The 25,937-nt window shown below is 69.3% G+C and carries 21 protein-coding genes, 1 tRNA gene and 1 pseudogene; 11 read left to right on the forward strand and 12 right to left on the reverse strand.

Going from position 1 to position 25,937, the window contains the following annotated elements:
- Positions 1–7 precede the first annotated feature (7 nt).
- Together VPH46_RS14190 and VPH46_RS14195 are read right to left on the reverse strand one after the other, a co-directional pair.
- Positions 8–1,576 (reverse strand): TolC family outer membrane protein, encoded by a 1,569-nt coding sequence (locus tag VPH46_RS14190; protein WP_132881898.1) that lies wholly within the window; start codon positions 1,574–1,576, stop codon positions 8–10.
- A 26-nt stretch (positions 1,577–1,602) separates the two neighbouring features.
- Positions 1,603–2,268: a protein-L-isoaspartate O-methyltransferase family protein gene (locus tag VPH46_RS14195; RefSeq protein WP_416612214.1), complete on the reverse strand. Its 666-nt coding sequence runs from the start codon at positions 2,266–2,268 to the stop codon at positions 1,603–1,605.
- 182 nt (positions 2,269–2,450) lie between these two features.
- Between VPH46_RS14195 and VPH46_RS14200 the strand changes: the two genes are divergently transcribed.
- Positions 2,451–2,524 (forward strand) — tRNA-Cys (locus tag VPH46_RS14200).
- Between the two features lie 166 nt (positions 2,525–2,690).
- Here VPH46_RS14200 and VPH46_RS14205 read toward each other — a convergent pair.
- Positions 2,691–4,319, reverse strand: coding sequence for a Na+/H+ antiporter (locus VPH46_RS14205; protein ID WP_416612216.1), 1,629 nt, complete (start codon positions 4,317–4,319; stop codon positions 2,691–2,693).
- A gap of 112 nt (positions 4,320–4,431) precedes the next feature.
- Positions 4,432–5,160: a hypothetical protein gene (locus tag VPH46_RS14210; RefSeq protein WP_132881896.1), complete on the reverse strand. Its 729-nt coding sequence runs from the start codon at positions 5,158–5,160 to the stop codon at positions 4,432–4,434.
- Positions 5,161–5,481: 321 nt separating this feature from the next.
- Here VPH46_RS14210 and VPH46_RS14215 point away from each other — a divergent pair, with 321 nt between their 5' ends.
- Both VPH46_RS14215 and VPH46_RS14220 read left to right on the forward strand, forming a co-directional pair.
- Entirely contained in the window at positions 5,482–6,369 is an 888-nt protein-coding gene (locus VPH46_RS14215; protein ID WP_132881895.1) for an SMP-30/gluconolactonase/LRE family protein, read from the forward strand.
- Positions 6,370–6,566: 197 nt separating this feature from the next.
- Positions 6,567–7,277 carry a Crp/Fnr family transcriptional regulator gene (locus VPH46_RS14220; RefSeq protein WP_132881894.1) on the forward strand — a complete coding sequence of 237 codons (711 nt, stop codon included), beginning with the start codon at positions 6,567–6,569 and terminating at the stop codon, positions 7,275–7,277.
- A 9-nt stretch (positions 7,278–7,286) separates the two neighbouring features.
- Here the strand turns inward: VPH46_RS14220 and VPH46_RS14225 are convergent, their stop codons facing one another.
- Entirely contained in the window at positions 7,287–7,832 is a 546-nt protein-coding gene (locus VPH46_RS14225; protein ID WP_416612219.1) for a hypothetical protein, read from the reverse strand.
- 123 nt (positions 7,833–7,955) lie between these two features.
- On the opposite strand from VPH46_RS14225, the gene hemN reads away from it, so the two are divergent.
- From hemN to VPH46_RS14240, 3 genes are read left to right on the forward strand one after another with little or no spacing between them, the layout of a single operon-like run.
- Positions 7,956–9,266 carry an oxygen-independent coproporphyrinogen III oxidase gene (hemN, locus tag VPH46_RS14230; protein WP_416612221.1) on the forward strand — a complete coding sequence of 437 codons (1,311 nt, stop codon included), beginning with the start codon at positions 7,956–7,958 and terminating at the stop codon, positions 9,264–9,266.
- 51 nt (positions 9,267–9,317) lie between these two features.
- Positions 9,318–9,602 (forward strand): hypothetical protein, encoded by a 285-nt coding sequence (locus VPH46_RS14235; RefSeq protein ID WP_416612223.1) that lies wholly within the window; start codon positions 9,318–9,320, stop codon positions 9,600–9,602.
- Positions 9,599–10,822, forward strand: coding sequence for a flavin monoamine oxidase family protein (locus VPH46_RS14240; protein WP_416612225.1), 1,224 nt, complete (start codon positions 9,599–9,601; stop codon positions 10,820–10,822). Before VPH46_RS14235 ends, VPH46_RS14240 begins: the two co-directional genes overlap by 4 nt.
- Before the next feature lie 99 nt (positions 10,823–10,921).
- Here VPH46_RS14240 and VPH46_RS14245 read toward each other — a convergent pair whose 3' ends face one another.
- Both VPH46_RS14245 and VPH46_RS14250 read right to left on the reverse strand, forming a co-directional pair.
- Positions 10,922–15,166: a translocation/assembly module TamB domain-containing protein gene (locus VPH46_RS14245; protein WP_416612227.1), complete on the reverse strand. Its 4,245-nt coding sequence runs from the start codon at positions 15,164–15,166 to the stop codon at positions 10,922–10,924.
- Entirely contained in the window at positions 15,166–17,316 is a 2,151-nt protein-coding gene (locus VPH46_RS14250; protein WP_416612229.1) for a BamA/TamA family outer membrane protein, read from the reverse strand. Before VPH46_RS14250 ends, VPH46_RS14245 begins: the two co-directional genes overlap by 1 nt.
- Positions 17,317–17,533: 217 nt before the next feature.
- Between VPH46_RS14250 and VPH46_RS14255 the strand changes: the two genes are divergently transcribed.
- The 4 genes and pseudogenes from VPH46_RS14255 to VPH46_RS14270 all read left to right on the forward strand — a co-directional run bounded on the left by VPH46_RS14255 (position 17,534) and on the right by VPH46_RS14270 (position 20,701).
- A complete protein-coding gene (locus tag VPH46_RS14255) occupies positions 17,534–18,604 on the forward strand; it encodes a YihY/virulence factor BrkB family protein (protein ID WP_164521232.1) in 1,071 nt (356 codons plus the stop codon).
- Between the two features lie 95 nt (positions 18,605–18,699).
- The gene (gntA, locus tag VPH46_RS14260; RefSeq protein ID WP_125960349.1) at positions 18,700–19,383 is read left to right on the forward strand and encodes a guanitoxin biosynthesis heme-dependent pre-guanitoxin N-hydroxylase GntA; all 684 of its coding nucleotides are present in this window, start codon (positions 18,700–18,702) and stop codon (positions 19,381–19,383) included.
- Positions 19,383–19,964, forward strand: a pseudogene (locus tag VPH46_RS14265) (DUF1989 domain-containing protein); the annotation flags it as partial. The gene gntA and the pseudogene VPH46_RS14265, both read left to right, overlap by 1 nt.
- Before the next feature lie 275 nt (positions 19,965–20,239).
- Complete coding sequence (locus VPH46_RS14270) at positions 20,240–20,701, forward strand: TonB family protein (protein WP_416612231.1); 462 nt, start codon at positions 20,240–20,242, stop codon at positions 20,699–20,701.
- 3 nt (positions 20,702–20,704) lie between these two features.
- Here VPH46_RS14270 and VPH46_RS14275 read toward each other — a convergent pair whose 3' ends face one another.
- On the reverse strand, positions 20,705–21,466 hold the full coding sequence (locus VPH46_RS14275; RefSeq protein ID WP_416612233.1) for a prepilin peptidase: 762 nt from the start codon (positions 21,464–21,466) through the stop codon (positions 20,705–20,707).
- 18 nt (positions 21,467–21,484) lie between these two features.
- Entirely contained in the window at positions 21,485–21,973 is a 489-nt protein-coding gene (locus VPH46_RS14280; RefSeq protein WP_317893546.1) for an SH3 domain-containing protein, read from the reverse strand.
- A 150-nt stretch (positions 21,974–22,123) separates the two neighbouring features.
- Between VPH46_RS14280 and VPH46_RS14285 the strand changes: the two genes are divergently transcribed.
- Entirely contained in the window at positions 22,124–22,318 is a 195-nt protein-coding gene (locus tag VPH46_RS14285; RefSeq protein ID WP_416612235.1) for a hypothetical protein, read from the forward strand.
- A gap of 74 nt (positions 22,319–22,392) precedes the next feature.
- Here the strand turns inward: VPH46_RS14285 and VPH46_RS14290 are convergent, their stop codons facing one another.
- From VPH46_RS14290 to VPH46_RS14300, 3 genes are all read right to left on the reverse strand, one after another.
- The gene (locus tag VPH46_RS14290) at positions 22,393–23,796 is read right to left on the reverse strand and encodes an NAD(P)H-dependent flavin oxidoreductase (protein WP_132881882.1); all 1,404 of its coding nucleotides are present in this window, start codon (positions 23,794–23,796) and stop codon (positions 22,393–22,395) included.
- A gap of 88 nt (positions 23,797–23,884) precedes the next feature.
- Positions 23,885–25,024, reverse strand: coding sequence for a glycosyltransferase family 4 protein (locus tag VPH46_RS14295; protein ID WP_416612237.1), 1,140 nt, complete (start codon positions 25,022–25,024; stop codon positions 23,885–23,887).
- 10 nt (positions 25,025–25,034) lie between these two features.
- The gene (locus tag VPH46_RS14300) at positions 25,035–25,919 is read right to left on the reverse strand and encodes an alpha/beta fold hydrolase (protein WP_416612239.1); all 885 of its coding nucleotides are present in this window, start codon (positions 25,917–25,919) and stop codon (positions 25,035–25,037) included.
- Between the last annotated feature and the right edge of the window lie 18 nt (positions 25,920–25,937).

Below are 25,937 nucleotides of genomic sequence, written 5' to 3' on the forward strand. Positions count from 1 at the left end.
TGACCGATCAGCTGTCGGGGTTTGCACGATTGGTGTCAACGGGGCGCGTCGCTGCATCGCCGCCCCGACGATTGGCGGCGTCGGCGCCGTCCGTGATGCCATAGGGGTTCACGTCGTGCCGCAGTTCCGGCTCCAGCTCGCGGGTGACGACCGGCGTCTGGGCCGGCGTGCCGACTGTGGTGGTAGCGACGGGCTTGGGCGCCGGATCGCTGTCCCAGTCCCAGATGCGGTTGCGCACGCGGCTGTAGTTGGTGGTGGGATCGTAGAGCGCGCCGCCGTCGAGCCCCAGGTCCTGCGCCTCGGCCCGTCCCATCGCCGCGAGCAGCGCGAAGCCGGCGACATAGGCGTCGCGCCGCGCGGACACGAGCTGGACCTGGGAGTTGAGCAGTTCCTGCTCGGCATTGAGGATGTCGAGGATGGTGCGCGTGCCGACGCTGTTCTCCGCGCGGACGCCCTCCAGCGACAGGCGGTTGGCGGAAACCTGCACTTCCGAGGACTCGATCACGCGCAGCGACGATTGCCAGGCGGCGAAGGCAGAACGCGCGTCGGAGACGACTGCCCGCTCCACCTGCGTCACCCGCTCGATCGCGGAGCTCTCCACCGCCTGCGCGCGCCGAACCTGTGCGGCGGGGCCACCCCCTTGGAACAGCGGCACCGACAGTTGCAGGCCGGCCGTGACGGACGCGCCATCCGGCGAGATGCGGATGCCGTTGATGTCGGGGATCGAGTTGAGGACGGTCGAATAGCTGCCGCCGCTCACCGCGGCCACCCGCGGAAGGCGGCTGGCGCGCGCGACGCGCACGTCGAAGCCGGCGGCGTCGCTCTCGCGCTGGGCCGCCTGGAGCGAGGGATTGTTGTCGACCGCGACCGACACCGCGCCCTGCGGGTTCCCCGGCAGGTTCGGCAGCTCGGGCGGGGGCGCCAGCGTGCCGGGAGGGGCACCCGTCACCTCGACGTAGTTTTCGCGGCTGGTGATCAGCTGTGCCTCGGCACTGCGAAGCTGCGACTGGGCCGAGGCGAGCCGTGCCTCCGACTGAGCGACGTCCGTACGGGTCAGGTCCCCGACCTCGAACCGGTCGCGCGAGGCCTGGAGGTTCACCTCCAGCACGCGGAGGTTCTGCTGGTTGAGGCGCACGATCGCCTCGTCCCGCAGCACGTCGTTATAGGCGGCGACCACCTGGGTGAACACGTTCGCCTCGACGCTGCGCAGGTTCGCGCGCCCCGCCTCCACCCGTCGCTCGGCCGCACGCACCGAGTTGCGCACCGCGCCGCCGCTGTAGAGCGGCACCGACAGGTTGACCCCCGCTGCCGCCGTCCGCTGCGGCTGGGCGATGCTGTTGTTCGCCGTGTTGAGCACGTTCTCGCTATACGAGCCGTCGGCGCTCAACTGCGGAAGGCCGGAGGCACGCGCCAGCGGCACCCCCTCGTCGGTGGCGCGCAGGTTCGCGCGCTCCCCGGTCAATTGCGGGTTGCTGCTGTAGGCGCGCACCAGCGCCTCACGCAGCGTCTCCGCCTGGGCGGACGATGCCGCACAGGCAATGAGACTGACCCCGGCGATCCAACGAAACGCGCGCATACTCCCCCCCATGGTTTTGCGCGGCTTTAGAACTGGAAGGTGGGCGGTTTGGAGAACCCCGGCAGCACAACACAGTCCACATCCGCAAAGTCGACCAAGCCGAAGCCGCCTTCGCTACGGCGCCCGGCGGCGAGCCGGCTGACGCCCCGGTCGATCACGCCCGTCGTCAAGCGGCCGTCGATCTTGGCCTGGTGCACGATCGCGTCCGGCACGAACTCGACGGCGCCGTCGATCACGATCGCGTCATAAGGCGCACCCTGCGCCCAGCCCTCGACCAGCGGCCCTTCGACCACCGTCACATTGGCCATGCCGGCAAGCGCCTCGCGCGCCTGGGCGGCGAGCGTCGCATCTTCCTCCAGCGCAACCACCGAGCCGGCGAGCTCCGCGAGCACCGCTGCGACATAGCCGGTCGCCGCACCGATCAGCAGCACCCGGTCCGTCGAGGCGATCTCCGCCTCGTTGATGAGGCGCGCCGAGGCGAGCGGCGCGTTCATGGCGCGGCCATTGCCCAGCGCGATGTCGCGATCATAATAGGCGATCGGACGTGCGGCGGCGGGTACGAAACGCTCCCGCGGGACCTCGCCCATCACCTTGACCACCCGCGAGTCGTCGACAGCGCTGGTGCGAAGCTGGCTCGCCACCATCGCCGCGCGCATTTCCTCGAACCGAAGGGTATCTGCCGAACCGTCCATGATGCTCCTGTCGCACGTCTGTATTATTCGTGCAATACACTAGTTGAGAACGCTGCTATGTACTTCGCACGCGCGATGCCGCCAAGCGACCGCCGCCATTTTCTGGCCCACAGTGGAGCGAGGGCGGAAACCTGGTTGACCGCGAGGCGAAAACCGAGCAAGTGCCCGCCTCCCGACGTCGAGGCCCGATGGCGGAGTGGTGACGCAGAGGACTGCAAATCCTTGCACCCGGGTTCGATTCCCGGTCGGGCCTCCATCTTCTGCAGCGCAAGGCTGCACGACGTCAGAGCACCCCCGACATCTCACGTCCATGCTTCCGAGCGGAACGACGGAGGCAGGATGATCCCCTTCACGATGCGAACCGCGAGGCTTAGCGGCGTCGCGATGCCGGCGCGGTGCCAGGCACGGGACGCCGCCGACGCTCAGCTCCGGTAGCGCGCTTCCAGCAGGTCGAGCTCGCGGACCAGCTTGCTGGACGTGGCGCTGCCGATGCGTCGTTCGCGCGCGCTGCGGAAGATGGCGGCGCGTTCCGCCTTGAGACCGGCGAGGCGCAGTTCGCGTTCGATGCCATCTTCGCGGCGCGCCGCCTCCGCCGCCTCCCCTTCCTGGCTGCGCGCCTCGATGCGCTCGCGGTAGAGGTCCATGATGCGGGCTCCGGCGGACGCGTACAGATCGGCGTCGTTGCGGCCGGCGGCCAGGTCGTGCTGGACGCGCTCGATCTCGCGGATCGCGGCCTCCGCGGCGGCGACGCGCGCGGCATCCTCCTCCGCCTGAACGGATGCGTCCGCCGGCATCTTCAGGCCCCGCAGCAGCAGCGGAAGCCCGATGCTGGCGACCACCAGCGAGGTGACGATCACCCCTGCGGCAAGGAAGATGGCGAGGTCCCGTGCCGGGAACGGCGTTCCGTTCGCGGCGAGCAGCGGCAGGGTGAGCACACCCGCCAGGGTAATCGCCCCGCGCACTCCCGCAAAGGACATGGCGGCGACGAGCCGCCACTCCGGGCTCTGTCCGGCGTCGCCCCGGCGCAGCAGCGTGAGGCGCAGGGAGATCCACACCCACACGAACCGCAATGCCGCGAGCCCGACGTTGATCGCGAGCACGTAGAGGGCCAGCCACCAGACATTCTGGTGGCCGGTAAGCGCGACCGTCTCATGCGCGCCGTGGAGGATAGCCGGCAACTGCTCGCCCAGGAGGACGAAGATGATGCCGTTCGCGGCGAACTGGATCGTGTCCCAAACGGAATTGCGACGAACGCGCGTCGCGGGGAGCGCCTGCCGCGAGATCTCGGCAAAGCTCATCGTCACGCCGGCAGCGACGGCCGCCAGGATTCCGGAACAGTGGAAATGCTCCGCCAGCAGGTAGGAGCCGAACGGGATCAGCAGGCTGACCAGGATCTGCGAGCCGATCTCCTCGCCGAAACGCCTGGACACGCGATACTTGGCCCAGGTCACGGCCATGGTGACGGCAACACCGATCGCGAGCCCGCCGAACGCCACCCAGAGGAAGTTGAGCGCAGCGCTGGAGGCAGAGAAGGTGCCGGTGAGCGCTGCGGCGATGGCGAAGCGCAGGCACACCAGGCCCGACGCGTCGTTGAGCAGCGACTCCCCCTCCAGGATGTGCATCATCCGCTTGGGGATCGGCACGCGCGCGGCGATGGCGGAGACCGCGATCGGATCGGTCGGCGACACGACGGCTGCGAGCGCGAAGGCGACCGCGAGCGGCATGGCGGGGATCATCCAGTGGATGAACAGCCCCATCCCGAGCACCGTGATCACGACCAGGCCAAGCGCCAGCTCGACCACGGTCGGCAGATCCTTGAACAATTCGTCCTTGGGGATGCGCCAGCCATCCAGGAACAGCAGCGGTGGCAGGAACAGGAAGAAGAACAGTTCCGGATCCAGTGCGACCCGCCAATCGCCCGCCAGCCCAATCGCCGCGCCGAGCGCGATCTGGACCAGCGGCGCCGGCACCGCAAAAGGCACCATTCGCGAGACGGCACCGCTGACCACCACTGCCAGCAGCAGCACAAGAACGATCGTTACTGATTCCAACAGCCACTCCAATGCGCAGGGAAAGGCGTGGGCACATCCATGCGCCCACCTCCTTCCCCTCCCCTAGCGGCCGGGGGGCGCCCGATGCAAACCGCTGGGGCGCCGGTGTGGCTCAGCGCGACGCGACGCGCACCCCCTTGGCCAGCGTCACTTCGTTGGAGCCGAGCAGCACGACCGGGTCCACGCCAAGTCGGGGCACGGGCGACTGCTGGCCCGACTTCCAGGCCGCAAGTTCGACCCGGTACAGATCGTAGCGGCGGTAGAAGTCCACGAACGGCTGATCGAGTTGCTCCAACGCGCCTGCGGCGAAGCTCTCGAACGCGCCGGCCGGAAGGGCGGCGGCGGTCGCGATCATCGGCACGGCGCGGGCGCAGAATTCCTTCTGCACCGGCGGCTGCGCGAAGAAGTTGTACAGGCGCGTCATGGAATCGTCGAAGCGGTCCTGCCAGTCGCCGCCGGCCGCACGATATTCGGCGGACAGCGTCTTGTGGGCGGCAGCGAAGCTCTTCGTCTGCGTCTTGATGAGCGCGTTATAGTGGGCGACGATCGTCGGGTCCGAGACGTTGCACTGGAGCGCGGCGACGTTGAGCGCGCTGCGCAGGTGCCACACCTTTCCGGCCGTCGAAAGCGCGCGATTGGGCGTCGGGTAGCCGCCGTCGGGCAAGGCCGTCGGCGTGCTCAGCCCCGCGGCGCTGCCGGCGGGAGGCACGGGCATGGGCGCGGGCGTCGGCGTGGGAGTGGGCGCTGGCGGCGGTGGCGCCGGCTCCGGCTTGCGGGCGCAGCCGGCGATGGCGAGCGCGCCAACGGCGACGAGCAGCTGCAGCTTATGGGCTTTGTACATGATACGCTTCCATTTCCCTGAACCCTTCCGGCTTCGCAGGTCAAGGTAACTCAGGAGTTAACGATGCGATGAGCCGCGGTCCCGGACGCACTACCTCCTTTCCGAGCTGGGGATCCCGCGCTTGACAGCCTGTGGGGAGCCACGGATGCTGCCGGGGACCCACATAACCGGCGGCAGGAGAGGATGCTGCAGACCCGCTGCACTGCTGCGGCCGCACGCCCCCTCCCCGCGACAAAGAGGCCTTCACCCGGTGATCTCCACGTCTTTTGCTTATCCTTCGCTCCTCGCGCCGCTTGGCGCACGCTGCGTGGAGGCGCTGTGATGGCGGTCCAGCGCAGCGAGCCCGTCAGCATCGTCCAGCTCGGCGCCCCGCTGGGCGAAGGGCCGGTGTGGGTGGAGCGCGACGCCGCGCTCTGGTTCGTCGACATCAAGAGCTACCGCATCTACCGGCTCGATCCGGAAACAAACGCGATCCAGAGCTGGCAGACGCCGGGCCAATGCGGCTTCGTGCTGCCCTGTGCGGACGGAGGACTGATCGCAGGCCTCCAGAGCGGGCTTGCCCGCTTCGATCCGACCACGGGGGCGTTCGTGCCGCTGGTGGATCCGGAGCCGCAGCATCCGGGCAACCGGCTCAACGACGGCACCGTCGATCCGCATGGCCGGCTCTGGTTCGGCACCATGGACGATGGGGAGACCGCGGAGAGCGGCACCATCTATCGCCTGGGCGCGGACGGGCGCTGCGTCGCCTCCACGCCGTCGTGCGCGATCACCAACGGCCCGGCGTTCAGCCCCGACGGCCGCACGATTTATCACGTCGATACCGGCAAGGGCCTGATCTACGCGTGCAGCGTGGACGAGGACGGGACGCTCAGCGACGCGCGGCTGTTCGCCCAGATCCCCAATTCGGAAGGGCATCCGGACGGCCCCACCGTCGACGCCGAAGGCTGCATCTGGGTCGGGCTCTACAACGGCTGGGGCGTGCGCCGCTATTCGCCGAAGGGCGAACTGCTGGAGCAGATCCGCTTCCCGGTCAGCGCCATCACCAAGGTCGCGTTCGGCGGGCCGGAGCGCAAGACGCTCTATGCCACCACCGCCTCCAAGCACCTGTCGGCAGCGGAACGCGCCGAGCAGCCGCATGCGGGCGACCTGTTCGCGTTCGAGGTGGACGTGCCCGGCATCCCCGGCGTCGAGATCCGTCACGGGATCTGAACGAAAAGCGGCGGGCTGTCGGAAGGCTCCGGCAGCCCGTCGAAGGCGGGAGGATCATCGGGTGGCGGGCGCCATGCCGCTGCCCGGCGACACCTCCCCTATCCTCCCGTGCAGCCCGCCCGCGCCTTGACCCGCATCAACGCGCACGCCGGCGCGTTTCGCGCGACAAACCAATCCATGTTACGTATAGGCCCTGCATGGCAGCGATTGAGATTTGCGCCGACTGTTCGGTGCGGGACCTGGCTTTGTGCGGCAGCCTTACCGACCATGAACTGGAAGCGCTGAACGCGCTCGGTCGGCGGCAGCGACTCTCCAAGGGCGAGACGGTGATCTGGGCGGGGGATGAGAGCATCATCTGCGCCAACCTCTTGTCGGGCGTGCTCAAGCTTAGCGCCTCCACCGCGGATGGGCGCGAGCAGATCGTCGGCCTGCACTATCCCGCCGACTTCATCGGCCGCCCTTATGCGGACGCAGCCGACTTCACCGTCACCGCGCTCACCGACGCCGAGCTGTGCGTCTTCCCGCGCAAGCAGTTCGAGCAGGTGCTGGAAGACCATGTGCGCATGGAGCGGCTGCTGCTCCAGCGCACCTTTGCCGCCCTCGACGAGGCGCGCGGCCGCATGCTGATGCTGGGCCGCAAGTCCGCGGAGGAAAAGATCGCCGGCTTCCTGCTCGACATGGCGGACCGTGCCGGCAGCAGCGCCTGCCGCGCGAGTGCCGAAGGGCCGATCACCTTCGACCTGCCGCTGACCCGGGGGCAGATCGCCGATGTGCTGGGCCTCACCATCGAAACGGTGAGTCGGCAGATGACCAAGCTGAAGGCCTCCGGCGTGATCGGCCTGCCCGGCGGCCGCGCAGTGACGCTGCGTGACCGGTCGGCGCTGGAGGAACGGGCGGAACCGGCCTGAGCCCGGCGCTCAGGCGACGCGGCAGCGGGCCTGGAGCCGGTTGTCGAGCAGCAGGCGCGCGGCCGGCGTGAGCCTGGCTTCCGCCAGCGTGCGGATCGCCAGCTCCTCGAACGCCATGGCAGCGCGGCAGCCGTCGAAGAAGCAGCGCAACATGTAGCCCAGGGTCGCCGCGCACGGCCCGCGATCGACGGCATGGGGGCGCAGCACCGCGAGCAGGTCCTGCGCCTGCACCGCAAAGGTGACGTGCTGGGCGCAGACGTACGCCAGCAGCGTGTCTGCCAGCGGCTCGGCTTCCGCGCCGAACAAGGCGTCCAGCAGCGCATCTTCGCGGCTCGCCTGCTCGACGGCCTGCGCATCGAGCGCGTCGCAGAGCGCCTCGATCTCTTCCGCGTCCGGCAGCTCCGGCAGCGCGTCCGCACATTTCTCGAGCCGGCGGCAAAGCTGTTCGCTACGCACATGCTCGGAAAGCAGCGGGACGAGGTCGATCTCGTCAATGACGTGCCAGCGGCGGGTGGCCGGACGCTTGGGTTCGAACAGGTGCTGGATGTCAGTCATTCAGGCCTCCAGCCCGCCTTGTGCGGTCGAACGCCAGGAGCGGCGTTGACCGGCATCAAACGCCCGCGCCCAAGTTTGACGCGCGTCAACGTGCCCGCGCGCGCGGGAGCAGAAAGCAGCCCCATGCACCGCTACCTGCCCGATCTCGCGCGCCGCTCCGTGCCCCGCTACACCAGCTATCCCACGGCTGCGGAATTCCGCACCGGCGTCGGCCCGGTTGAACAGGCGGAGGCGCTTGCGGCCATCGCGCCGGAGACGCCGGTCTCGCTCTACGTCCACATCCCCTATTGCCACGAGATCTGCTGGTATTGCGGGTGCAACACCGGGGCGATCGGCCGCGCCTCGCGCCTCGACGCCTATCTGGCGGCGCTGGAGCAGGAAATCGGCGCGGTAGCGGCCCGGATGCGCGGGCGGGTCGTCGCGATCCATTTCGGAGGCGGCAGCCCCAATGCGCTGCCTCCGGAAGACTTCGTGCGGCTGACCGAGCTGCTGCGCCGGAGCTTTGCCTGCGCAGGGCGGCTGGAGATCGCGGCGGAGCTCGATCCCCGGACACTGGACGCGACCTACGCAGAGGCCCTCGCGCGCGCCGGCGTGACCCGGGTGAGCCTGGGTGCGCAGTGCTTCGCGCCGCATGTGCAGCGCGCGATCAACCGCATCCAGCCCTACGAGATGGTGCGCCAGGCGGTGCTGGACCTGCGCGCCGCCGGGATCGCCGCGGTGAACCTGGACCTGATGTACGGCCTGCCGCACCAGACCTCCGAGGACCTGGCCGAGACGCTCGCCGCCGCGCTCGACCTTGCGCCCGATCGCATCGCCATGTTCGGCTATGCGCACATGCCGCGACTGCTGCCGCGCCAGCGGATGATCCCGGACGAGGCGCTGCCGGATGCCGCGCAGCGCTTCGCCCAGAGCGCGCTCGCCTATGACATCCTGGTCGCGGCGGGATATGCGGCGATCGGCTTCGACCATTTCGCGCGACCACAGGACAGCCTCGCGCGGGCGGCGGCCGCGGGGGCGCTGCGCCGCAACTTCCAGGGCTTCACCGACGAGCCGGGTGAGGCGATCATCGGATTGGGAGCCTCCTCGATCAGCCAGTACGACGGGCTGCTGGTGCAGAACGAGAAGCACGTCGGCCGCTACCGCATGCGCGTCGCGAACGGCGGCCTGGCGGCGGTGCGCGGTGTCGCGCGATCGGTCGACGACCGCTTGCGGTCGGGCCTGATCGAACGCCTGCTGTGCGACGGAAGCGTCGACGCGGCCCCGGCCCCGGACGCGCTGCCGGCGCTCGCCACCTTGGCCGAGGAAGGTCTCGTCCGGATCGACGGCACTCGTGTGACCGTCCTGCCGGACGGCCGACCCTATGCGCGTCTCGCGGCCGCCGCGTTCGACCGCTATCGCCAGCCCGATGCGCAGCGCTTCAGCAAGGCGGTCTGATCGGGAAAGCCTCGGCCACTTGCGCGTTGAGGGGACGCAAGGAGATCGCCCGTGGCCACCAACCAGCCGAGCAACGCCCCCGAGACACCCCAGAGCGACGCGCGCGACGACGCGACCGCGGCCGCCGTGCTGACCGACGCACGATTGGACGAGACCCCGGGCGGCGGCGGCCTGGGCGGCACCGCCGCGGCGGAGACGGACCCGCAACGGGCGCGCCCGGCGCAGGCCGCCACGCCGCAAGCGGGAGCCGCCGACACGGCGACGATGCCGGGCCATCCGGAAGCCGAGGCACGCACCCAGTCCTCCACCGCGGAGCCGCACCCGCGCGCGCAATGACCGACATCGACGTTGCCATCATCGGCGCCGGTGCTGCCGGTATCGGCGCGGCGCGCCGGCTGCACGGGCGTGGCCTGGATGTATTGGTGCTGGAGGCGAACGACCGCATCGGGGGGCGCGCGTGGACGCTGGGCGTCCAGGGCATGCCGCTCGACATGGGCTGCGGCTGGCTCCACTCCGCCGACCGCAACCCCTGGGTGAAGATCGCCGAGGATGCGGGTTTCGCGATCGATCGCAGCGAGTCCGCCTGGGGCAAGCAGCTGCGCGACCTGGGCTTTTCGCCCGGGGAGCGCGCCGCGGCGAACCGGGCGTTCGCGGCGTGGGATGCGCGGCTGCGCAGCGACCCGCCGCCAAGCGATCGTGCCGGCGATGGGCTGCCGCCCGAGGGCGAGTGGAACGCTTATGTCGAGGCGTTGAGCGGCTACATCAACGGGACGGGACTCGCCGACCTCTCGGTGGCCGATTACCTTGCCTATGACGATGCCGCGACCGACGAGAATTGGCGCGTGCGCGACGGCTACGGCACGCTGGTGGCGGCGCAGCTGCCGCGGGTGGCGGTGGCGCTCGGCACCCCCGTGCGGCGCATCCGCGACGAGGGCGTCCATCTGGTGCTGGAGAGCCCGCGCGGCGCCGTGCGCGCGCGGACGGCCATCGTGACCGTCGCGACGCCGGTGCTCGCCCGCGGAGAGATCGCGCTTCCAGGCCGCTACGATCCCCGCTGCCAGGCCGCGGCGCAGTTGCCGCTCGGGCTCGCGAACAAACTGTTCCTGCGGCTGGAGGAGCCGAAGGCGGTGCCGCCGGACAGCCACCTGCTCGGCAACCCGCGCGCGAGCCATACCGGCAGCTATTACCTGCGCCCGTTCGGGCGGCCGGTGGTGGAGTGCTTCTTCGGCGGCAGCGGCGCTGCGGCGCTGGAGAGGGCCGGCGCGGACGCCACCGCGGCGTTCGCACGGGAAGAACTTGGGGCGCTGCTCGGCGCGGACTTCGCACGCGGCCTGCGGCTGATCGCCGCCTCCGCCTGGGGGCAAGCGGACGGCTTCGGCGGATCGTACAGCCATGCCCTCCCCGGCCATGCCAATGCCCGCGCCGTTCTCGCGGGTCCAGACGACCGGCTGTTCTTCGCGGGTGAGGCCTGTTCGGCGAGCGACTTCTCCACCGCGCACGGCGCCCTCGCCACCGGCGAAGCTGCTGCCGAAGCGGCACTCGCCGCGCTGGCCTAAGCCACCCCCGCCTTTCGAACCGCACGCCTGCGCAGGCAGGCCAGGCGCGCAGTGTTGGCAGGCTGGACAGCCGGCGCACCGAAGCGCGCCGGCCTTTCGTCAGTAGTTCTTCGAGTAGCGTACGCTGACATTCGATCCACCGAACGACCCGGTCTGCGAGAGCACGCTCAGCGCCTTGGTCAACGCCACCTCTAGCTGGGTGGCGGTGAAGCCCCGCGCGTCGGTGATGATCTCGATATAGATGTCGTCGGTCAGGTACTGGCCGGCAGCCAGCGCGGTGCCGCGGCCCGTCGCCTCGTCGCTCCCCAGGATGCGCAACCGGTCGATGCCGGTCGCCGAGCGCAGCTTGCCGAGCGGGTTGAGCCCGCCGCCGCCCGACCCGCGCAGCGAGTTGAGCGCCGCCGCCAGCTGGATCGCCTCGGTCGCCGACAGGTCGGTCACCGAGCGGCCGAACAGCAGCCGCGCCAGCACCTCGTCCTGCGCAAGCGCGGGGGTGGAGGTGAAGGAGATGCGCGGCGCCTGCGCCGTACCGGCGACCAGGATGGTGGCCGTGACGTCCTCGACGGTAGTGTTCGCCTCGATGTCGATCACCGGGTTGGTGAAGTCGTCGCCCTCGAAGCTGATCTTGCCCCGGTCGACGTCGAACTCCTTGCCCGCGAAGGAATAGGTGCCGCGGATCAGGTCCAGGCCGCCGGCGATGCGGGGCGCCGCCGAGGTGCCGCCGATCCGCAGGTCCGCCTTCCACTCGGACTCCAGGCCCATGCCCGACACGTAGAGCTGGTTCTGCGCGCGCACCCGCAGGTCGAGCTTGAACAGCCCCACCGGTGCTGCGCGAGCCGCCGGCTGCGGGTTGGCTGCCGCCGCGCGGATCTCGCTCTTGCGGCGAATGCCGGTGAGCTCGGGAACCTCCGACGCGCCCTGGAACGCGATCTGGTAGCGCGCCTCGGGAATGTTGAGCTGGCCCGTGATCGAGCCGCCCTGCGCATTGTTGAGCACGCGGATCTGGCCGCTCGCCGACGCGCCCAGCGCATCGCTGCGCGCCAGCTGGGCATTGTCGAGCGTCGCCTGCACGTCGATCGGGAAGCCGCTGTCCGCAGCGAGGCCGACGCTGCCCTTGGCCGAAAGGCTGCCCTCTCCAGCCCGCGCGTTGAGCGTCACCAGCTCGAAGCGGTCGTTGTTGAACCGGCCGTCGATCTGCATCCGGGTCAGCCGCGTCCCGAGCGCCTCATTCTCGTAGGTGAGGTTGTTGGCGCGCACGACGCCGGTCAGCTGCGGCGCCTGCACGCGCCCGCTGAAGTCGGCGGCGATGCCGATCGGCCCCGACAGCTGCTGGTCGGTCAAGCCGGCGAAGGAGAAGAGCACGCCTGCCGGGCCGTTGTAGCGGATGCCGCCCGACAGGGGCGCCGCCATCAGGCGGGTCGTCCACGATCCGGCACCCGGCGCCAGGGGACGCAGGTTCGCGACCATGCGCCCCACGGTGGTGGTGCCGCGGCGGATCAGCGCCCGACCGCTGCCGCCCTCCGGCCGCAGGTCGCCCGCGAAGACGACGTCGACCGGATCGGAGACCGCCGCCAGGCTGGAGCGGGTGAAGTTGCGGACGGTCAGCCGGGCATCCGCCTGCGGGAAGCTCGCGCCGCTCGGCTGTGCGAAGTCCAGGCTGCCGGTGGCCGTGCCGCCGAGGCCCAGGCCCGGCACGAACGCGTTGAGCAGGCTCACGTCGAGGCTGTCGAGCCGCGACTGGAGCGTCATGCCGGCGCCGTAGGAGCCCGCGATCCGCATCGATCCGCGATCGAAGTTGATGCGCGTCGGGTAGAGGCGATAGCCGCCCGAGCCCGGCACGATGCGCGCAGGGTTGGCGGTGCGGAAGTTGACGTTGTTGCCCACGCCCTGCAGCGCCACGAGATACTCGTTCGGGCTCAGCCGCGCATTGGCGGCCACGCGGAACGGCACACCCGAGGACCCTTCTGCCAGCAGCTGCGCCGTGCCGTTGCCGCCGCGGTAGTTCACCTTGGCGCGGGCCCGGGTCACGACCATCTCGCCGCTGCGGAAGTTGCCGAGCTGCGCGTCCGCCACGATCTGGGGCTGTTCGTAGAGCACTGCCGAGGCGGTGACGATCGCCTGGCCGATGGTGATCCCATCCTGGCCGGGGATGCGGGCGTTATAGGCGCGCGCGTTCAGGTCGGCCTGCTGGTACTTGCCGACGGCGCCGAGGTTGGCGAAGCCGTTGATGCCCGAGCCCGAGAAGTTCAGGCGCCCGGCGAACGGCCCCGCGTTGGTCGCCTGCACGCGGCCGTTGATGTCGACGCCGGCAAAGCGCGCCGAGCGGATGTCGGCCGTCAGGCGCGGCGCCGTGCTCAGCAGGACGTTCGCGTTGAACGGACCATAGTTGGTGCCGCCGGACGCGACGATCGCATAGCGATCGCCCTGCCCACGCACGTCCGCCTTCAGGTCGACCAGGCCGATGCCGACGCCGGGTCGCGGCGCGCGTAGCGACACCACCGGTGCCGCCATGGAACCGGACACGCGCGCGGTGAGCGGACCGTATTGCGTCGAATAAGCGTCTGCGTCGACCAGCAGCGGCCCGGCCGGATCGTAGCGGCCCGAGCCGCGCAGGATGCGGAACTGGGGCGCGCTCAGCTTCAGGTTCGAGAAGCTGATGATGCCTTCCGGGCTGTAGGCGATGTTGGCCGAAGTCGTCGCATTGCCGCCCAGGAAGTTGCGGATGCCCTCGTTGAACAGCTGCTTGGTCTGCGCGACCACGCGGCCGCGGATGCCGTAGCCCCCGTTGGCCGCGGTGTAGAGATCAGCATCGGTCTGCAGGTTGATGATGCCGATGCTGGCGATCTCGTAATTATTGATCCGCCCCTTCAGCGCGCCCGTGTAGCGGCCGGTCGAGAGGTTCGCGGCGATGATCGCGGTCGCGTCGATCCGGTCGGAACGGAGGCGCAGGTTGTCGGAGAGCACCTGGTCGCCGTTGCTGATCGCGAGATCGCCGTTGATCGCGACGTTCGTCACCAGTCCACCGACCGCGGCGTTGAGGCCGGAGATGCGCCGTGCCTTGGCGTTGATCGGGATCAGGATTCGTTCGCTGTCGATGGTCGCCTTGCCCTCGGCATAGAGCTGCTCGACGACGGTTTCGCCGAAGCCGAGGGCAGCGGCCTGGACCTTGTAGTCGACGGTGGGCGTGCGGAACGGGCCGTCGAGGACGACGGCGGCGCGCACCGAGCGACCGTTGAGGTTGGGCGCGATCGAGCCGGGGGTGAGCAGCATCGCCTCGACCCGGAAGTCACCGAAGCGGCTCTTGCCCAGATCGACCTTGCCGTCGGTCGCGACCGAAAGCGCATCCGAGCGCAGGCGGAGCTTGGCATCCACGACGCGCTCGTCGAGCGCGGTGTCGAGCGCGATCTGCAGGCGCGGTGCGGTCAGCCGCTCGACCGGACCCTCGAGGTAGAGCCCCGGACGCGCGAAGCCGCGGACCTGGAAGTTGCCCGAGCGGCCGAGGACGTTGAGATCGACGAGCGGCTGCCCGCCGAGCGTGCCGGCGGCGCGACCGCGCCAGTCGCTCCAGGCGCCACGGCCGTCGACGTTCAGCACCAGCGGCGCCTTCAGCCCGGCAAGGCCTGCGACCAGACCGTTGCTGGGCGCCGTCACGCGCAGGTCGACGTCGAGCTTGTTATCGTCCGGCACCGCGTCCAAGCGCAGCACCAGCCGGTCACCGCCGGCAAGCCCGCCGCCTGCGATGGTGCCGGCGTTCGCCTGGATCTGCGCGCGTCGGTCCGCGATGTGCGCCTGGCCGTCGATCTTTGCGACATAGCGCTGGCCCGCGACCGCCGGCCCGATCTCCAGGCGGCCGACCGACAGCTTGTTGACGTCGATGTCATAGTCCGGGAGCAGCGGGCCCTGGTCCTCGCTCGGCGGGGTGGCGAGCAGCACGGGATTGCGATCGTAGCGGATCAGCGGGCTGGTCAGCGAGCGCACGTCGACATGGCTGCGGACGAAGGCGAACGGGCGCCAGTCGATGGCGACCTGCGGCGACGAGGCGAAGACGCCCTTCGTATCGCGCAGCTGCAGGTCGTGGATCACCATCGCGCCGTAGAGCGATCCCTCGATCCGGCCGACATGAACCTTCAGGCCCGAGGCGGTCGAGAAATTGTTGATCTGGCGGACCAGGATCCCCTGGCCGGAGCGGGTGTTCAGCCCGATCACCAGCACGACCAGCAGCAGCACCAGCCCTGCCAGGACGATGGCGACCCATTTGGCGATGCGCTGCCACAGCGGCCGACGATCGACCACGACGACGCGCTCTTCGCCGGCGCCGGCTTCGCGGATCACTTCCTCGGCCATCAGAACGCCTGCCCGATCGAGATGTAGAGGGCCACCTTGGACTCGCCTTCGCGCCGCTTCAGCGGCGTTGCGACGTCCACGCGAAGCGGGCCGAAGTTGGTGTAGAAGCGGCCGCCGATACCGGCGCCGAAGCGCAGGTCGGAAGCGTCGGGCATCGTTCCTTCATAGACCTGCCCTGCATCCAGGAAGGGCACGATCCCGAAGTTGCCGAAGCGGTAGCGCGCCTCGATCGCGAACTCGTTGAGGCTGCGGCCGCCGATCGGATCGCCGTCCGGCGCGCGCGGCCCCAGTTCCTGGTAGCCGAAGCCGCGGACCGAACCGCCGCCGCCGGCATAATAGCGCCGCGAGGGTGCGAGATCGTCGCGATCGATGCCGAAGATGCTGCCGGCGCGTGCCCGGCCGGCCAGCACGATGCTGGACGTCACCGGATAATAGGCCGTGCCCTCGACCATGAAGCGGCCATAGGGCCTAACGTCGCCGCGCACCGAAGTCTCGGGGCTCGCGTTCAGCTTCAGGCGGAAGCCCTTGGTCGGGTTGAGCAGGTTGTCGGACGTGTCGAACCCGCCGAACAACGGCAGCGCCGCGACGAAATAAGTGCCGCGGTCGCGCTTGTTCTTCTCGAAGCTCCAGACGTCCTCGTTCGTGCCGGTCAGCTCGAAGCCATAGGAATAGGTGAAGCGCTTCTGCCAGATCGGCGTGGAATCATAGGAGATCTTGCCGGCAAGCGTGCCGGTGAACGCCTCATAGGCCTCGTAGTTGGAGTGGTTGGCCGCTGCGGTCAGACTGACGGTACGATCGCGCTTGCCCGCGTTCTGGCGCCGGAAGGTCGCGCTCAGGCCCTGTTCCTGGGTACCGGCGACGCCGGCGATGATCAGCGCGCCTTCGGGCGGGAAGAGGTTGCGGTGCGTCCAGGAACCCTCGACGCGCACACCCTGGCCGGTGCCATAGCCCGCCTCGGCCGCCAGCGTGCGGGCCGGCCCGGCCGTCTGGTGCACGGCCAAGTCGACGTATTCGGTTCCGTCCGGCGCAAGCTGCCCGGTACGCTTCGGCTCCACCGAGACGCTGGAGAAAAGCCCCGTGCCCACCAGCGCGTCGCGCAGGTCGTCGACCTTGCGCGTATCGTAGAGTTCCCCCCGCTCGAAGCGCGCCAGCACGCCGACATGCTCGGCGTCGAAGGCGAGCTTGCCGTCCGTCGTATAGCCGCCGAACGAGGAGCGCGGGCCGGTGTCGACCGGCAGCGTATAGTCGCCGGTCACCGTCTGCTCGTCGAGCAGAATGTCGCGCTCGCCCACCTTGACGAAGGGATAGCCCTGCTGCGGCAGCTTCAGGCTGACGTTGGCCTCCGCTGCCTGCACCCGTTCCGCGATGATCGGCTCGCCGACCTTGAGCGGCAGTTCCTTGTCGACCAGGTTCGGCGGCGTCGTGGGCGGCGCGTCCACCTTGATCGAGGCGAGCTTGTACTGTGGCCCGGGCGTGGCGTTGATCGTCACCTGGACGGTGCCGCCCTCTTGCTGCTCGACCGTCGAGACGGCGGTGCCGTCGTAATATCCCTCGGCATGCAGGATACGGACCGCGAGCTGCTCGTCCTCCTTGGCGCGGGCGGTGATCATCGCCGCGTTCGCCGCCTTGGTGCCGTCCTTCTTGAGCGAGGACAGCGCGTCGAAGCGATCGAGTGTGTCGATGTCGTCGAGGCCGTTGACCGCCACCTTGTAGCGGATCTCGGCGCCTTCCTTGTCGTCGACGCCCGCGACTTCGACCGGGTTGGCGTCGAACGTCGCGATCGGCGGCAGCGGCTGCGCGAGCTCGGGCTCCTCGGCCAGCGGCGCGTCCGGGATTGCTTCGCCCGTGGTTGCGCCGGTTTGGGGCGCACCCGTCGCCGGCGTGGCTGCCGGCACGTTGGGCTGGGCGGAGGTGGGCGCAGACGGCGTGGCGGGGGGCATCGCCTCCAGCGGGGCATTGATGTCGCCACTGAGCGGCGGAAGCGAGCTGTCGAACTCTGCCTCGGGAACGATGTCGCCCTGCGGCTGGGCGGCAGCGGCCAGCCCATCCTGGGTGCGCGTATCCGCGGGCTCTGCCGCAGGAGCCCCGCCGGATGCGGTGGCAGGCGGTGCGGAGAGCTGGGCGACCGGAGCAGCGATCGCGGACGGCATCACAAGGGCACTGGCCAGCAGGCTCCAGTACAGCTGTCGACGAGAATCCCCCACTTGCTCCCCTTTACTCCCAGGCGCCCGCGCGCGCCCGTCCCCGGACCGCTCTAAACCCGTAACCAAGCAGCTTGGTTCCCGCCGGCCCCGGAATCGTTTCGGGTGCATCCAGATCGCGGCGGCGCGCGTTGCACCCGGGACGATCGAAAGCGAGGAATGACAGATGACCGACGCCGCGACCCCTTCCGGCAGCGCGCCTGCCGCCGGCCAGAGCGCACCCGACGTCGATCCGACCGAGACCAAGCTCCACCCGGAACCCCATGAAGTCCCGGGGGTGGAATCGACCCACCCGTGGCAGCACCCCTGGGCCGCGTGGAAGTCCATCCTGAAGCGCGTCTACACAATGGACGGCTATCACAACCTGTCGCTGATGGCAGCAGGGGTCGCCTTCTACTGCTTCCTCTCCTTCGTGCCCCTGCTCGGCGCGATCGTGATGACCTATGGACTGGTCGCCGACCCAAGCACCGTTGCCGAGCACATGAAGACGATCTTCGAACTGGTGCCGGCGGATGCGGCGCGGCTGATCTCGGACCAGCTGATCTCGGTCGCGACCACCGCCGCCTCCAAGGCCGGGCTGGGTCTCGCCATCGCGCTGTTCTTCTCCATCTATGGCGCGATGCGCGCGTCGAGCGCGATCATCCAGGCGCTGAACGTGATCTATGAGGAGGAGGAGAGCCGCAACATCATCCAGACCACCCTCGCCTCCGCGCTGCTGACGGTGGGCGCGGTGCTGGCGGCGCTGGTGGGCCTCTTCTCGGCGGGTGCGCTCGGCTATCTGCAGACCGCGGTCGACGTGCTCGGGCGCGCGGGAGTCATCACCATCCAGATCCTCACCTGGCTGGTCGCGATCGCCATCGCCAGCAGCACCTTCGCCTTCATCTATCGCTATGCGCCGGACCGGGCGCGGGCGCAGTGGCAGTGGCTGTCGATCGGCTCCGTCGCCGCCACGCTGCTGTGGGGCATCGCGACACTGGGGTTCGGCGTCTATGCCGCGAACTTCGCCAACTACAACGCGACCTATGGGGCGCTGGGCGCAGTCGTGGTGCTGCTGATGTGGCTCTATGTCTCCTGCTACGCGGTGCTGATCGGTGCGGAGATCAACGCCGAGTCCGAACGCCAGACCGGCGTGGACTCCACTACCGGCCGCCCCCGCCCGCAGGGGCGCCGCGGCGCCACCATGGCCGACCAGCTGCCCAGCAAGCGCCAGCACAAGCCGCGCCGCGACAAATATTGAGCCGGCTGCCGCCACCCCGGCCTCGCGGACGGGGTGGCGGAACTCGACTCGCCTGCCGGGCGTAGTGGCGGCTCGAAGGGATCAAATCCAAACCTATGTTTAGCTGGAAGCACGAGGCGCAGGAGCGCCTGGAAGCGATGATGTTCGCCCATGTCGGCGAGCGCGACTTTCCGTGCGTCGGCGCCAAGGCCGCCCTCGCCAAGGGCACGCTGGAAGTGTTCGGCTGCACCCGCATCGACAGCGCCTGGGACGACGTGCGCATCCACGACGCGCTGCTGCGCTTCGCCCAGGCCTATCGCCGCGACAAGACCATGTACCGCAGCTTCGCCGTCGTCTTCGACGGCCCCGACGACCTGTCCGAGGCGGCGTTCGAGCGTGCGCTGTGGCAGCGCGTCCAGTCGCTGTCCGACAAGGACGTGTGGCGGGGCCAGGAGTATGACACGCGCGTCAGCCCGGACCCCGAGAACCCGCACTTCTCGCTGAGCTTCGGCGGCGAGGCGTTCTTCGTGGTCGGCCTCCATCCCAACTCCAGCCGCCCTGCCCGGCGGTTCGAGCGCCCGGCGATGGTGTTCAACCTCCACGACCAGTTCGAGCGGCTGCGCGCGGAGGGCAAGTACGAGAGCATGCGCGAGAAGATCCTGGTGCGCGACGAGGCACTGGCAGGATCGCGCAACCCGATGCTGGCACCCCACGGCACGTCCAGCGAAGCGCGCCAGTACAGCGGGCGCGAAGTCGACGCGGGCTGGCGCTGCCCGTTCCATTATTCCGGAGACGCCTGATTTCGACCCAAGTCATTCCCGAACGCAGCGGCACCGCCTTTCGACTGGCGAAGGGCGAGACGCTGACGGTGATCGATCCGCGCGGCGAGCAGGTCGCCGACCTGCTCGCCTTCAACGCGCATGACCTGGACGAGGTGATCTCCTCGGGCCGGACGCTGGACTATGCCGAGACCATCTATCTCACCACCGGCCACCGGCTCTATTCGAACCGGTCGCAGGTGATGCTGGAGATCATCGAGGACATGGTCGGGCGGCACGACTTCCTGCTGACGCCCTGCTCCTACGACACCTTCCACCATTTCTACCCGAAGCTGCCGCCGCATCGCGGCTGCTTCGGCAACCTGGCGGCGGCGCTGGAGCCCTATGGCATCGCGCCCGATCGCATCCCGGTGGCGTTCAACTGCTTCATGAACGTGCCGATCGACGGCGAGACGGGCAAGCTCAAGGTGCTGCCCCCGATCAGCAAGGCCGGCGACTTCATCCGCTTGCGCGCGCACATGGACCTGGTGATCGGCCTCACCGCCTGTTCGGCGCCGGATTCCAACGGCGGCACGTTCAAGCCGATCCACTATCGCGTGGAGCCGGCGGAGCCCCCGAAGTCGGAAGTTAGTCTAAGGTTAGGCCAACGCAGCACGCTGCACCTTGGCTTCGCGCAGGCGGGAAGAAGGGCTGAGAGGGGGGCGGCGGCCATGCCGCGACTGAAGCAGCTAGCGCGCGTGTAGGACAGGCCCGGCACCGGCACTCGTTCCCCCCTCTCTGCCAGTGGACGGCGTGATGCACGCGTGCTCAAAAGGGACGCAGCAGTGCTTCGGCGCTGTTCTCTGGGGGGAGAATTGTCTTGTTGATCCTGTCTGTCATGGCTCTGCTTCTTCAAGCAGAGACCGCGGCGCCGCCTTCGGGCCCGCAAAAGGCCCGCATCCTGGGGAACCCGGCCCAGTGGTTCTCGGCGGATCATTATCCCGCGGAAGCCGCGGCTGCGCGGAAGGCCGGTCGGGTCTCAACCATCGTGCGCGTGGACGACCATGGTGCCGTCGCGGGCTGCACCATCTCTACATCCAGCGGCTTCGCTCCCTTGGATAGGGGAACCTGCGACCTGATCGTCCAACACCTCTCCTTCTCGCCGGCCACCGATAGCGCTGGGAAGCCGATCGCCTCGGACTATCCCCTCAGCGTGACCTGGCACCTGGCAATCAACTTTGCTCGGGAAACAAGCCCGACATGCCCGACCCTGCTCCCGATCACGCCTGAGACAGCCGCGCTTTCGCAGGAACAGATCGATCAGATGCACCTGCCGCCCGACATGCGGCTTTGCGCCTAGTACTCACCCAACCTCGATCGCCGGAATCGTCAGCAGCCACAGGAGGAAGGCGGCCGGTGCGAGCAGCGTGCCGAGCGGGAGGCGATCGGTGGCGGCGAGCGGGCGGCCGAGGATCCGGGTGACCAGCACCACCGCCAGCCCCAGCAGGCAGGCGAGCAGCAGCACCATCGGCAGCGCATGCCAGCCGAGCCAGAGGCCGATCGCGCCGAACAGCTTGGGGTCGCCTCCTCCCAGTCCCATGCGCCCGCGCAGGCGGCGATAGACGGTTGCGACGAGCCATAGTGCCGCGAAGCCGGCGGCGCCTCCGATCAGCCGATCCGGAAGCGACGGCGGGATGCCGAGCAGCCCGGTGCCTAGCCCGAGAAGCGCCAGCGCAGCGGTGAGCGGATTGGGCAGCCAGAAGGCGCGCAGGTCGATCGCGGCGAGCGTCAGGAGCAACCAGCCGAACACCGCCCCCGCGATCGCGTTAAACCCCGGAGCGGCGAGCCCGCTCGCGACCCCGATGGCGAGGCCGAGCAGTTCCACCACGAGATGGCTGGGAGCGATGGGGGCGCCGCAGCTTCGGCAGCGGCCGCGCTGGGCGACGAAGCTCGCCAGCGGTACCAGCTCGATCGCGCGGAGCGTGCGGCCGCAGCCGTCGCAGGCGGAGCGGCCGACGAGGCTCGAACGTCCCTCCGGCCAGCGGATCGCGAGGGTGGCGATGAAGCTGCCGAACACCAGCCCGAGCAGCCCCAGGGCGGCGGGCCAGATCCAGGGATCAACCATGGGAAGTCGCGCCGGGGCTTACATATCCTCGCCGGGATCGACGCCCCACAGGCGGGACTGCTCGACATAGCCGCCGCGCCCCTTCACGTCGAAATAGCACCAGCCGGCCGAACAGCGGCTGAGCCGGCCGACGACGCCGGGTGCGGCGCGCCAGTCGACGTGCGCCGAGCCATTGGGTGCGGAGCGAAGCTCGACGAGCCCGCCGTTCACATAGCCGGTGCGCTGATCGGAAAGCAGGCCGACCTGCATCCAGCCCTGGGTGCCGTCCGGATCCTCGACCTTGCGCCAGTCCTGGTAGATGTCGACCACCTTGATCGGCAGGTCGGCGCGGCGAAAGGTCCAGCTGACCGGGTAGTTCTTGCCGGGACCGGTGCGCATCCGTGCCTCGCCCGCGGCGATGGAGGCGTAATAGGGCGGCTTGCGCTTTTGCGCGGCTGCCTCGCCGGCGGGAAGCACCGCTGCGGCCAGGATCGCCGCTCCGCCAAGCCAAACCACCGAATGCCGCATGTGTCGTCCTCTGTTGTCCCCCGGCACACCGTAGTGCGTTCGGGCCGCCGGCTTCAACCGCCGCGCGCACCCAAAGGCGAACATCCGGGCGGAACCTCAGCGCGGCCGATGCTTTGGTTGAATACCCCCAACCAAACCGGAGAAGCTGCCGTGAAGAAGCTCATTGCCCCTGCCCTGCTGCTCGTCTGCGCGATGCCGCTGGGCGCCTGTTCCACGCTGGCCGGCGCCGGCATCGGCGCGGCGGGCGGTGCCGGCGTTGCTGCGGCGACGAATGGCGATGTCGAAAAGGGTGCCGCAGTCGGCGGTGTCGGCGGCGCGGTCGTCGGCACGATCGCGGACGACTGAGCCCGCACGGGCGTCTCTTGCGCCCAAAAGAAACAAGGGCACGGTCGCGACTGGCGGCCGTGCCCTTGTTGGTATCAGTCGCCGGTCAGGATGCGGTCGACCAGCTGCTTCACCGACGGCACGAAGCCGTTCGAGTAGAAGGGATCGCGCTTGAAGTTGTAGGCGGCGTGGCCGGCGAACATCAGGTTGTTGTCGACCGGACCGCCATGGGCGATGTCCTGCAGCGTCTTCTGGATGCAGAAGCTGCGCGGATCGGCGAGGCGCCCGGTCGAGTTGGTCTCGGTATCCGCCCAGGACGAGAAGCTGCACTGGCTGAGGCAGCCCATGCAGTCCGCCTGGTCCTTGCGGATGATCTGCTTTTCCTCCGGCGTCACGAACACCAGCGTGTTGTCCGGAGTCTTGAGCGCATCGGTGAAGCCGGCGCCGAACCATTCGCGTGCGCGCAGCAGGTCGTTGCGCGTCACCCAGAAGTTCTTGCCCTTCACGCCAACGTCCAGCTGGAAGCTGTGGTCGCCGGCTTCCTGCGTGGTGAAGGCGATCTGGCGGTCCGAACGCGCTTCCAGGCTGCGCAGGAACGGGTTGCGGACGGCGGACGAATAGAAGCCGGTCGGCGAGAAGCGGTGGAGAAGGACGTCGCCCTCCTCGATCTGCATCAGGCGCTGCTTCCACTCTTCCGGGATCGGGCTTTCCTGGGTCAGCAGCGGGCGCGTGCCGAACTGGAAGGCGATTTTGCCGAGTTCCGGATTGTCGATCCAGTCGTTCCAGTCGCGCAGGTACCAGACGCCGCCGGCCATCACGATCGGCACGTCGTCCGAAATGCCGCCCTCACGCATCGTGTCGCGCAGCGCCTTCACGCGCGGATAGGGATCCTGCGGGGCGAGCGGGTCCTCTGCATTCGATAGGCCGTTGTGGCCGCCGGCGAGCCAGGGATCCTCATAGACCACCGCGGCGAGCCATTCGGCCGCCTTGGAATAGGCGCGCTTCCACAGCGCACGGAACGCGCGGCCGGAGCTGACGATCGGCAGATAATGGACGTTGTGCTCGGCCGCGATCTCGCTGAGCTTGTAGGGCATGCCCGCGCCGCAGGTGACGCCTGCGACCATGCCGCGGGTGCGCTCCAGCACGCCCTGCAGCACGCGCTGCGCGCCGCCCATTTCCCAGAGCACGTTGATGTTGATCGCGCCCTTGCCACCCGCGATCTCCCAGGCGCGCTTCACCTGCTGGACGGCCCCCTCGATCGCATATTCGACCAGTTCCTCATGGCGTTCGCGGCGGGTGAGCGCGCGGTAGACCTGCGGGATGATCTTCCCCTCGGCATCATAGCTGTCGGCGTTCACTGCCGAGACGGTGCCGATGCCGCCGGCTGCCGCCCAGGCACCCGCCGACGCGTGGTTGGTGGCGGCAACGCCCTTCCCTCCCTCGACCAGCGGCCAGACCTCACGGCCGTTGTAGCTGATGGGGGACAGACCTTTGAACAAACCAACCTCCGAATGATGCCCGACGAACCTGCGCGGCGGACCAGCGATGCCGCGCCTTTACTGCCCAAATTCCTGGCGCGCGAGAGAATTACGCTTGGGGGGACAACGTCCCCGGCTTGCCCATCGCCTGCTCGTAGAGCGCGGCGTAGGCCGCAATCATCGTCTTCTCGTCGAACAACGCACGAGCGCGCGCCTGGTTCGCGGCGCCCACGCGGCCGCGCGCGGCCGGGTCCTGCGCCAGCACCTGGAGCCGGTCGCGCAGGTGCACCTCGTGCCGGTCGATGCCCATGTAGGGGGTGTTCTCCTCCGCCACCATCTGCGGAATGTCGCCGACCGGGGGCGCCACCACGGGCAGGCCAGCGGCCATCGCCTCCATGACGGAGATCGGCTGCTGCTCGCTCCTGGAGGAAAGCGCGAAGATGTCGAACAGGCCCATGTAGCGGTGCGGCTCGGGCAGGAAGCCCGGCAGGTGAACGCGGTCCTCGATCCCCATTGCCTCGGCCGCGTCCAGGATCGCCTGGCGCTCCGGGCCGTCGCCGACCAGCACCAGCTGCACGTCCTCGACGATGCCGCCGACGGCACGCACCAGCAGCGGCAGGTCCTTCACGTCGCGGAAGCCCGCAAGCGAGCCGATCACGACCTCGCCGGGATTGCGGCGGAAGCCGGGGATCGCATCGGGCGCGCAACCTGTGGCGTATTTCTCGACCGGGATGCCGTTGCCGATGCGATGCACGCGGGCGCGCGGCTGGCGCCAGGTCTTGAGCGCGATCTCCTCCAGCGCATGGCTCGGCACCACCAGCGCGTGCGCCGCGCCCAGCGCGAAGCGGCGGTACATGTTGCGCACGGGGCTCAGCCGCTGGGCCTCGTCCTCGTTGAAGCCGTCTTCATGATGGACGACGGGGGGCATGTTCTTCCCGAACGCGCGGCGCGCCATCACGCCGTCGATCGCACCCCAGTTGTAGGTGAGCACCAGGTCGAAGCGGGACGCATAGCGGGCGATCGCCTCGTAGCGCGCGACCGAAGGCTTGCCGGTGAGCGGCGGCGGGTTCTGCGCGATCTCGTAGCGGATGCCCTTGGCGATCCAGTCGCGCGCGCCGGTCTGCTCGGGCACGCCCGAGACGATGGTGTGGACGGCGCGGTCGCCCCAGGCGTTCATCAGCCGGACGGCGCGCTGTTCCTTGCCGCCGGGCGCGAAGCTGGAGTGGAGGTGGAGGATACGGACGGGCATCGGGGGACCTTCAGGCGAGGCGGGCGAGGAGGCGGTCGATCGCGGCGGCGGCCTCCGGCTCCTCCAGCGTCGGCGCGTGGCCGGTGTCGGGGATCGTGACCAGCTCCGCGTCGGGCAGGCGTTCGGCCATGCGCTCGGCAACCTCGGCCGAGAGGATGTCGGAGCGGTCGCCGCGGACCAGCGTCACGGGCTTTCCACGCAGCGCGTCGAGCGCAGGCCACATGTCGGGCCCCGCTTCGTTGCCGGGCACGCGGAACGGCTCGGCGATCTTCATGTCATAGTCGAGCAGGATCCGCCCCGAGGAATTGAGCCGGTACAGGCGCTTGGCCATCACCAGCCAGTCGGCGATGCCGTAGGTCGGGTAGGTATCCCCATGCGCCTCGGCGAGCGAACGCGCCGCGTGCATCCAGGTCGGATGCCACAGCTGGCGGCCGACATAGCTGCGGATGCGGCCGAGACCCGCGGGGGACAGTTCCGGCCCGACGTCGTTCAGAAGCGCGCCCGCCACCCGCTCGCGCTCGGTGGCCGCGAGCAGCATGGTGAGGATGCCGCCCATGGACGTGCCGATCAGGATCACCCGATCGAGCTGGAGCTGGCCGAGCAGCGCGTCGATGTCCTGCAGGTAGGTGAGCGGGACATAGGTCATGGGATCGCGGGCGTAGGCGCTCTCGCCGCGCCCTCGCATCTCCGGCACGATCACCCGCCAGTCCCCGGACAGGCGGGCCGCCACGCCCTCGAAATCGCGCGCGTTGCGGGTGAGCCCGTGGAGGCAGAGGATCGGCGGGCGGTCGGCACGGCCCGCATAATCGCGGAAGTGCAGCCGGAGCCCGTCGTTGGACCACCAGAAATCATCCTGCCAGGCGCCGGCACGGGGCGGGTTGCGTCTGTCGGTCATCGCTCCCCATATCGCCGT

Source organism: Sphingomonas sp. MJ1 (PH-R8) (assembly GCF_048058635.1).
Lineage (GTDB): Bacteria > Pseudomonadota > Alphaproteobacteria > Sphingomonadales > Sphingomonadaceae > Sphingomonas.

Bases quoted from the DNA above. Each gene is read 5' to 3' on its own strand.
- VPH46_RS14225 (WP_416612219.1), bottom strand. From the start codon at position 7,832: ATGACTGACATCCAGCACCTGTTCGAACCCAAGCGTCCGGCCACCCGC.
- VPH46_RS14245 (WP_416612227.1), bottom strand. From the start codon at position 15,166: ATGGCCGAGGAAGTGATCCGCGAAGCCGGCGCCGGCGAAGAGCGCGTC.
- hemN (WP_416612221.1), top strand. From the start codon at position 7,956: ATGCACCGCTACCTGCCCGATCTCGCGCGCCGCTCCGTGCCCCGCTAC.
- VPH46_RS14255 (WP_164521232.1), top strand. From the start codon at position 17,534: ATGACCGACGCCGCGACCCCTTCCGGCAGCGCGCCTGCCGCCGGCCAG.
- VPH46_RS14295 (WP_416612237.1), bottom strand. From the start codon at position 25,024: ATGCCCGTCCGTATCCTCCACCTCCACTCCAGCTTCGCGCCCGGCGGC.
- VPH46_RS14210 (WP_132881896.1), bottom strand. From the start codon at position 5,160: ATGTACAAAGCCCATAAGCTGCAGCTGCTCGTCGCCGTTGGCGCGCTC.
- VPH46_RS14215 (WP_132881895.1), top strand. From the start codon at position 5,482: ATGGCGGTCCAGCGCAGCGAGCCCGTCAGCATCGTCCAGCTCGGCGCC.
- VPH46_RS14190 (WP_132881898.1), bottom strand. From the start codon at position 1,576: ATGCGCGCGTTTCGTTGGATCGCCGGGGTCAGTCTCATTGCCTGTGCG.
- VPH46_RS14240 (WP_416612225.1), top strand. From the start codon at position 9,599: ATGACCGACATCGACGTTGCCATCATCGGCGCCGGTGCTGCCGGTATC.
- VPH46_RS14195 (WP_416612214.1), bottom strand. From the start codon at position 2,268: ATGGACGGTTCGGCAGATACCCTTCGGTTCGAGGAAATGCGCGCGGCG.
- gntA (WP_125960349.1), top strand. From the start codon at position 18,700: ATGTTTAGCTGGAAGCACGAGGCGCAGGAGCGCCTGGAAGCGATGATG.
- VPH46_RS14280 (WP_317893546.1), bottom strand. From the start codon at position 21,973: ATGCGGCATTCGGTGGTTTGGCTTGGCGGAGCGGCGATCCTGGCCGCA.
- VPH46_RS14300 (WP_416612239.1), bottom strand. From the start codon at position 25,919: ATGACCGACAGACGCAACCCGCCCCGTGCCGGCGCCTGGCAGGATGAT.
- VPH46_RS14270 (WP_416612231.1), top strand. From the start codon at position 20,240: ATGGCTCTGCTTCTTCAAGCAGAGACCGCGGCGCCGCCTTCGGGCCCG.
- VPH46_RS14220 (WP_132881894.1), top strand. From the start codon at position 6,567: ATGGCAGCGATTGAGATTTGCGCCGACTGTTCGGTGCGGGACCTGGCT.
- VPH46_RS14250 (WP_416612229.1), bottom strand. From the start codon at position 17,316: ATGCCGTCCGCGATCGCTGCTCCGGTCGCCCAGCTCTCCGCACCGCCT.
- VPH46_RS14275 (WP_416612233.1), bottom strand. From the start codon at position 21,466: ATGGTTGATCCCTGGATCTGGCCCGCCGCCCTGGGGCTGCTCGGGCTG.